Here is a 7,523-nt window from a genome sequence, read left to right on the forward strand (position 1 = left end):
AACCCCCCCGAAAGTGACCTCTCGATGCCTCAGGCGTAGCGGACCGGCAACTCCTTGATGCCGTTGATCCAGGCGTGCCGCAGCCGGCGCGGCTCGCCGGTCTGGGCAATGTCCGGCATCCGATCCGCGATCGCGTCAAACATGATCTGGATCTCCAACCGGGCCAGGTTGGCCCCGATGCAGTAGTGCGCGCCGTGGCCGCCGAAGGCCAGGTGCGGGTTGGGGTCACGGGTGATGTCGAACTTGTCCGGGTTCTCGAAGACGTCCTCGTCGTGGTTGCCGCTGGCGTAGAACATCCCGACCCGGTCGCCCTTCTTGATCAGCTGGCCGCCGATCTCGATGTCGCCCAGCGCGGTGCGCTGGAAGACCGTCACCGGGGTCGCCCAGCGGATCACCTCGTCGACCATCGTCGGCGGGCGGTCGCGCTTCCACAGCTCCCACTGCTCGGGGTTGTCGAAGAACGCCTTCATGCCGTGCGTGATCGCGTTGCGGGTGGTCTCGTTGCCGGCCACGGCCAGCAGGATCACGAAGAACCCGAACTCGTCGTCGCCGAGCGCGCCGTGGCCGTCGACGTCGGCGGTGACGAGCTTGGAGATGATGTCGTCCTTCGGGTCGACCTTGCGCTCGGCGGCCAGCCCCATGGCGTAGCCGAGAATCTCCGCGGCCGCCGTCTCCGGGTCGGCGTCGTACTCGGGGTCGTCGTAGGCCAGCATCTGGTTGGACCAGTCGAACAGCTTGCGCCGATCCTCGAACGGCACGCCGAGGAGCTCGGCGATCGCCTGCAGCGGCAGCTCGGCCGCGACGTCGAAGACGAAGTCGCCCTCGCCCTTGGCCAGCGCGTCGTCGATGATCCGGTCGGCGCGCTCCTGGAGCCTGTCGCGCAGCGCGCCGATCGCCCGCGGGGTGAAGCCGCGGCTGATGATCTGGCGCAGCTTGGTGTGGTCCGGCGGGTCGTGGTGGATCAGCATCGCCCGCTGCAACTCCACCTGCTCGCGGGTCATGTCGGGCGCGAACCGGATGATCACGCCGTTCTCGTTGGTGGAGAAGTCCTTGCTGTTCTTGGAGATCGCGGCGATGTCCTCGTGCTTGCTGATCGCCCAGAAGCCGGTGTCGAGGAAGCCCGCCCGCGCCTCCGGCTTCTGCTCGACCCACCAGACCGGGGCGGTCTTGCGCAGTTCGAGGAACTCCTGGAGGGGGACGCGCTGCTCACCGATGTCGGGATCGGTGGGGTCGAAGCCCGCAGGAAGTGCTGTCACGGGAGTGCTCCTTCGCACATTTCTGAAACACGTTCTAGTCATCGTGACACGACGGGCGCAGCCCGGCAAGGGTTGCCACCGACGAGAACACGTTCTAGTTTTGAGGTACGGCGACCCGCGTCGCCTCCTCCTGCCGCAAACGAGGTCTCCATGGGAAATCCCGTCATCGTCGAAGCCGTCCGCACCCCGATCGGGAAGCGCCGGGGCGCGCTGGCCGGCATCCACCCGGCGGTGCTCCTCGGCGCCGCCCAGGTCGAAGTGCTCAAGCGCTCGGGCATCGACCCCGCGCTGGTCGACCAGGTCGTCGGCGGCTGCGTCACCCAGGCCGGCGAGCAGTCCAACAACATGGTGCGTCGCGCCTGGATGCATGCCGGGCTGCCCAACCACGTCGGCTCGACGGTGATCGACGCGCAGTGCTCCTCCGCACAGCAGGCCGCGCACCTGGTCAACGCCATGGTCGCCGGCGACGCGATCAGGGTCGGGATCGCCTGCGGCGTGGAGTCGATGTCGCGCATCCCGCTCGGCGCCAACGTGCCGCCGGGGGCCGGTGACCCGCGACCGGCGGGCTGGTCGATCGACCTGCCCAACCAGTTCGAGGGCGCCGACCGGATCGTGGCGCACCGCGGCTTCAGCCGCGCCGAGGTCGACGCGTTCGGGCTGTGGTCGCAGCAGAAGGCGCGGCTGGCCCAGGACGAGGGCCGCTTCGAGCGCGAGGTCTTCGCGGTCGAGGCGCCGGTGCTCGACGCGAACGGCGAGCCCACCGGCGAGGTCGCCGCCGTCAACCGGGACCAGGGCATCCGGGACACCTCGCTGGAGCGGCTGGCCGCGCTCGACCCGGTCCTGGCGGGTGGCACCCACACCGCGGGCACCTCCTCGCAGATCTCCGACGGCGCCGCCGCCCTGCTCATCATGGACGCCGACGTCGCCGCCGGGCTGGGACTGAGGCCGCGTGCGCGCATCCTCGCCTCCTGTCTGGTCGGGGCCGACCCCTACTACCACCTCGACGGCCCGGTCCAAGCCACCGAGAAGGTGCTCGCCGACGCCGGCATGACGATCGCCGATCTCGACATCTGCGAGGTCAACGAGGCATTCGCCGGTGTGGTCATGTCCTGGGCGAAGGTCCACGACGTACCGGCGGAGAAGATCAACGTGAACGGCGGGGCGATCGCGCTCGGCCATCCCGTCGGCGCGACCGGCGCTCGACTGCTGACCACCGCGCTGCACGAGCTGGAGCGGCGCGACGCCAGCACCGCCCTGATCACCATGTGCGCCGGCGGGGCACAGGCCTCGGGCACCGTCATCGAGAGGATCTGAGATGGCCCACGACATCGTCACCGAGGCCGAGTACGTCGTCGTCGGGGCCGGCAGCGCCGGCTGCGCGGTGGCCGGCAAGCTGGCCGCCGCCGGGAGGAGCGTCGTCCTCGTCGAGGCGGGCAAGAACGACGCCCGCAACATCCTGGTCACCAAGCCAGGCATGATCGGGCCCCTGCACGCCGAGCCACGGCTCAAGCGGCTGGTCGACTGGGGCTACCACACCGTGCCGCAGCCGCACGCCCGCAACCGCCGGCTCCCCCAGCCGCGCGGCAAGGTGCTGGGTGGCTCCAGCTCGATCAACGGCCTGCTGTGGGTGCGGGGCAACCGGGCCAACTACGACGCCTGGGCCGCCGAGGGCAACGTCGGCTGGGACGCCGACGCGGTCAACGCGCAGTACCAGCGGATCGAGGACTTCGAGGACGGCGCGTCGGACTACCGCGGCGCCGGCGGCCCGATCAAGGTCACCCGACACACCCAGCCCACCCAGGCCTCGACCCTGTTCAAGGAGGCCGCCGCCCAGACGCTCGACGTCAAGGTCCTGGCCGACTACAACGCCGCGGAGCAGGAGGGCATGAGCACCTTCCAGCAGAGCGCCTACCGCGGGCAGCGCTACTCGGCCTCGCGCGGCTACCTGCACGACCGCGACCTGCCGACGCTGACGGTGCTCACCCGGCTGCAGGCCACCCGCGTCGTCATCGAGAACGGCCGCGCCACCGGCGTCGAGCTGGTCGACGGCCGCGGCGACCGGCACGTCGTCCGCGCCACCGCCGAGGTCGTCCTCTCCGCCGGTGTCTTCGGCTCGGCACAGCTGCTGATGCTCTCCGGCGTCGGCCACCCCGACCACCTGCGTTCGGTCGGCATCGAGACGGTGGCGGACCTGCCGGTCGGCGACAACCTGCACGATCACATGTTCGTGCCGATGACCTTCGAGATGCCCTCTGCGATCCACCACGGCACCGCCGGCTACTTCGCCCGCGGCTTCGTCAAGGAGATGACCCGGGGCGGGTCGTTCCTGGAGAACACCGTCTTCGAGACGGTCGGCTTCGTGCGTACGTCGCAGGCCCGCGACGTACCCGACCTGCAGCTGCACGTGCTGCCCTGGGCCTATCCCTCGCCCAACCAGGACGCGCCGATCAGGCACGAGGTCGACAAGCGGGCGGCACTGACGATCATGTCCTCGCTGATCTACCCGACCAGCCGCGGCACGCTGCGGCTGCGCACCGCCGACCCGCTGGCCGAGCCGCTGATCGACTTCAACTACCTGGCCGAGCCGCACGATCACCAGGTGCTGCTGGAGGGCATCGCGATGATCCGCGAGATCATGGCCAGCCCGATGCTGCGCGGACACGTGAAGTCGGAGATCCACCCGGGCGCCGCGATCGACATGGCGGCGATGAGGTCGGAGATCACCAATCGGGCGACCTCGATCTACCACGGCGTCGGCACCTGCCGCATGGGGGTGGACGAGCGGGCTGTGGTCGATCCGCGGCTGCGGGTGATCGGCGTGGACGGGCTGCGTGTCGCCGACGCCTCGATCATGCCCTCGATCATCGGTGGCAACACCAACGCGCCGTCGGTCATGATCGGCGACAAGGCCGCCGACCTCATCCTGGAGGTGTGAGATGCCGCTGCCATCCTCGATCACCGAGCCGCTGCTGGCCGGGCTGGTCGCGCGCGTCCCGTCGAGCTCGGGCAACGCCTGGAAGCTGACCGAGGTCTACACCGGCGACCTGCTGGTGGAGCTGCCGCAGTCCACCCCGGAGGACGTGGCCGCGGCCGCGGCGGCGGCGCGGGCGGCGCAGCGCGCCTGGGCCGCGACCCCGCTCCGGCAGCGGCTGGCCGTCTTCGAGCGCGCCCATGGGCTGATCATCGAGCACCAGCACACCATCGCCGACCTGATCCAGGCCGAGAGCGGCAAGGCCCGCCGGATGGCCTTCGAGGAGGCCTGCGACCCGGTGATGGTGATCTCGCACTACCTCAAGCGCGCGCCCCGCCTGCTCGCGCCGAAGCGGCATCCCGGACCGGTCCCGGTGCTCTCGCACTCCACCGAGGTGCACGTGCCGCGCGGCGTGGTCGGCGTCATCGCCCCGTGGAACTTCCCGTTCGCGACCGGGCTCTCCGACGCCGTACCCGCCCTGATGGCCGGCAACGCCGTGCTGCTCAAGCCGGACAACAAGACCGCCCTCTCCCCGCTCTTCGGCATCGGACTGCTGGAGCAGGCCGGGTTGCCGAAGGGGCTCTTCCAGGTGGTCTGCGGTGAGGGCCCCGACGTCGGGCCGGCGGTGATCGACAACGTCGACTACGTGATGTTCACCGGCTCCACCGGGACCGGCCGCGTCATCGGCGAGCGGGCCGGGCGCAACCTGATCGACTGCTGCCTCGAGCTCGGCGGCAAGAACCCGATGGTGGTCCTCGACGACGCCGACCTGGAGGAGACCGTCAAGGGCGCGATCTTCGGGGTCTTCGCCAACACCGGTCAGGTCTGCATGCACATCGAGCGGATCTACCTGCCCGAGCAGAGGTACGACGAGTTCCGCGACCGCTTCGTGGCAGCGGCCCGAGCGCTGGTGATCGGCGCCTCCTACGACTTCGGCCCCGACATCGGCGGCCTGATCTCCTCCGACCACCTGGCGCGGGTGCAGGCGCACGTCGAGGACGCCGTCGCCAAGGGCGCGACGGTGCTCTGCGGCGGCCGGGCGCGACCGGACATCGGGCCGACGTTCTTCGAGCCGACCGTGCTGGAGGGAGTGACCAAGGAGATGACGCACGGGGTGACAGAGACGTTCGGACCGGTGGTCGCGCTGCACCGCTACCGCACCCTGGACGAGGCGGTCGCGCTGGCCAACGACACCGACTACGGGCTCAACGCGTCGGTGTGGGGCACCGACCTCAAGCGGGCCGCCGCGGTGGCGGCGCGGATCGAGTCGGGCAACGTCAACATCAACGACGGGCTGGCCACGGCGTACGCCGCCAAGGGGACGCCCTCCGGCGGGCTCAAGACCTCGGGCGTCGGCGCGCGCCACGGTGACCAGGGGCTGTTGAAGTACACCGACGTCAAGAACATCGCCGTCCTCAAGAAGCAGGTCATGCAGCCGCGGCCGGGGCAGTCCTACGCCGACTATGCCCGGCAGATGCAGGCCTCCCTGCGCTGGATGCGCCGCCTGCGGCTGCGATGATGGAGCGCCGCCACCCCGTCGACAGGTCACTTTTCGCGCGTTGAGAGGTCACTTTCGGCGCGCTGAGTGGCCGCCCGCTGGACACTCGACCCGCCAAAGGTGACCTCTCAACTTCCGTAGGGCGGCTCGGGTGGGGGCGCCTGGGCGAGCAGGTCACGTATCGCGGCGCCCACCTCGGCGGCCCGCCAGCGCCGGCCGGCGTCGCGGGCCGGGCCGTGCGCCCAGCCGTTCTCGATGGCGATCCGGCTGCCGTCGATCTCGATCACCCGCCCGGTGACGTCGCCGGACTCCGCGGAGGCCAACCAGGCCACGATCGGGCTGTTGTCCTCGGGCAGCGCCATCGCCGAGGTGTCGAAGGCGCCCTCGGTCATCCGGGTGCGGGCCACCGGCGCGATCGCGTTCACGGTCACGCCGTAGCGGCCCAGCTCGGCCGCAGCGACCAGGGTGAGACCGGCGATGCCGGCCTTGGCCGCGGAGTACGTCGCCTGGCCGATCGAGCCCTGCAGCCCGGCCCCGCTGGTGGTGTTGATCACCCGCCCCACCGGCTGACGGCCGGCCTTGGACTCCGCGCGCCAGTAGGCCGCGGCATGCCGCAGCGGCGCGAAGTGACCCTTGAGGTGGACCCGGACGACCGCGTCCCACTCCTCCTCGGTGGTGTTGACCAGCATCCGGTCGCGGACGAAGCCGGCGTTGTTGACCAGCACGTCCAGCCGCCCGAACGTCTCGATCGCCTGGCGCACCATCGCCTCGGCCTGCCCGAAGTCGGCGACGTCGGCGACGTTGGCCTCGGCCTGGCCGCCGGCGGCCCGGATCTCGGCGACGACCTCGTCGGCGGGTCGCTCGCCGGTGCCCTCGCCGGCGAGCGAGACGCCGAAGTCGTTGACGACCACCGTGGCGCCCTGCCGGGCCAGCTCGAGGGCATGGGCGCGGCCGATGCCGCGGCCGGCCCCGGTGACGATGGCGACGCGTCCGTCGAGGATCACTGGCTCTCCTTCGGTCGCTGCAGCTGGTCGAGCGCGGTCAGGTACGCCGGGGGCTCGCCGCCACCGTGCAGCTCGAGCGTGGCTCCGGTGATGTACGAGGCGAGGTCCGAAGCGAGGAACACCGCCGCCGTGCCCACGTCGTACGGCGTGGCCAGGCGGCCCAGCGGCACGGTCCGGGCGATCGCCTCGACGCCCGCCGGCCCGCCGTAGTGCTCATCTATCTCCTCGGTGCGCACCATCCCGACGTCGATCGCGTTGACCCGGATCCGCGGCGCCCACTCGACCGCCAGAGAGCGGGTCAGGGAGTCGAGTCCGGCCTTGGCCGCGCCGTACGCCGCCGTGCCCGGCGAGGGCCGCCGCGCGCTCACGCTGGAGACGTTGACGATCGCGCCGTACTCGCCCATCACCCGCTGCGCCGCCTGGCCGATCAGCAGCGGCGCGAGCAGATTGAGCTCGACGATCCTGGCGTGGAGGCGCGCAGACGCCTCCGCCGCCGGCGCGTACGGCGACCCGCCCGCGTTGTTGACCAGCACGTCGAGGTGGCCGTGCTCGGCGACGATCCCGTCCATCAGCGCGGCGACCGCCGCCTGGTCGCGCACGTCGCAGATCCGATGGCTCGCGCCGGTGGGCGGGTCGGCCGCGGTGCGCGCGCAGGTCACCACGGTGGCGCCGGCGGCGAGGAACGCCCGGGCGATCCCGCGGCCGACGCCCCGGCTGCCGCCGGTGACGAGCACGACGCGACCCGACAGGTCGAGTGCCAGCATCGACGCTCCTCTCTCCCACCCGTGACCAAC

Annotated in this window: 6 protein-coding genes; 3 read left to right on the forward strand and 3 right to left on the reverse strand. The window is 71.2% G+C overall.

Translation table 11 applies throughout. The features are described 5' to 3' along the window. Positions 1-29: 29 nt before the first annotated feature. Positions 30-1,256 (reverse strand): cytochrome P450, encoded by a 1,227-nt coding sequence (locus VHA72_RS03835; protein WP_325573120.1) that lies wholly within the window; start codon positions 1,254-1,256, stop codon positions 30-32. 150 nt (positions 1,257-1,406) lie between these two features. Between VHA72_RS03835 and VHA72_RS03840 the strand changes: the two genes are divergently transcribed. The 3 genes from VHA72_RS03840 to VHA72_RS03850 are packed head-to-tail and all read left to right on the forward strand — an operon-like array spanning position 1,407 to position 5,746. Next, positions 1,407-2,570, forward strand: a complete 1,164-nt coding sequence (locus VHA72_RS03840; RefSeq protein WP_325573121.1) for a steroid 3-ketoacyl-CoA thiolase — start codon at positions 1,407-1,409, stop codon at positions 2,568-2,570. 1 nt (position 2,571) lies between these two features. Beyond that, a complete protein-coding gene (locus tag VHA72_RS03845; protein ID WP_325573122.1) occupies positions 2,572-4,191 on the forward strand; it encodes a GMC family oxidoreductase in 1,620 nt (539 codons plus the stop codon). Position 4,192: 1 nt separating this feature from the next. Next, complete coding sequence (locus tag VHA72_RS03850) at positions 4,193-5,746, forward strand: succinic semialdehyde dehydrogenase (protein WP_325573123.1); 1,554 nt, start codon at positions 4,193-4,195, stop codon at positions 5,744-5,746. A 107-nt stretch (positions 5,747-5,853) separates the two neighbouring features. Here VHA72_RS03850 and VHA72_RS03855 read toward each other — a convergent pair whose 3' ends face one another. Continuing rightward, a complete protein-coding gene (locus tag VHA72_RS03855; protein WP_325573124.1) occupies positions 5,854-6,729 on the reverse strand; it encodes an SDR family oxidoreductase in 876 nt (291 codons plus the stop codon). Continuing rightward, positions 6,726-7,523 (reverse strand): SDR family oxidoreductase (locus VHA72_RS03860; protein WP_325573125.1); only part of this gene is annotated, 798 nt, incomplete at its 5' end. The genes VHA72_RS03860 and VHA72_RS03855, both read right to left, overlap by 4 nt.

The organism is Nocardioides sp. (genome assembly GCF_035547795.1).
Taxonomy (GTDB): domain Bacteria; phylum Actinomycetota; class Actinomycetes; order Propionibacteriales; family Nocardioidaceae; genus Nocardioides.

Excerpts from the sequence above, each read along its gene's own strand:
- VHA72_RS03840 (WP_325573121.1), top strand. The coding sequence starts at position 1,407 with ATGGGAAATCCCGTCATCGTCGAAGCCGTCCGCACCCCGATCGGGAAG.
- VHA72_RS03845 (WP_325573122.1), top strand. The coding sequence starts at position 2,572 with ATGGCCCACGACATCGTCACCGAGGCCGAGTACGTCGTCGTCGGGGCC.
- VHA72_RS03850 (WP_325573123.1), top strand. The coding sequence starts at position 4,193 with ATGCCGCTGCCATCCTCGATCACCGAGCCGCTGCTGGCCGGGCTGGTC.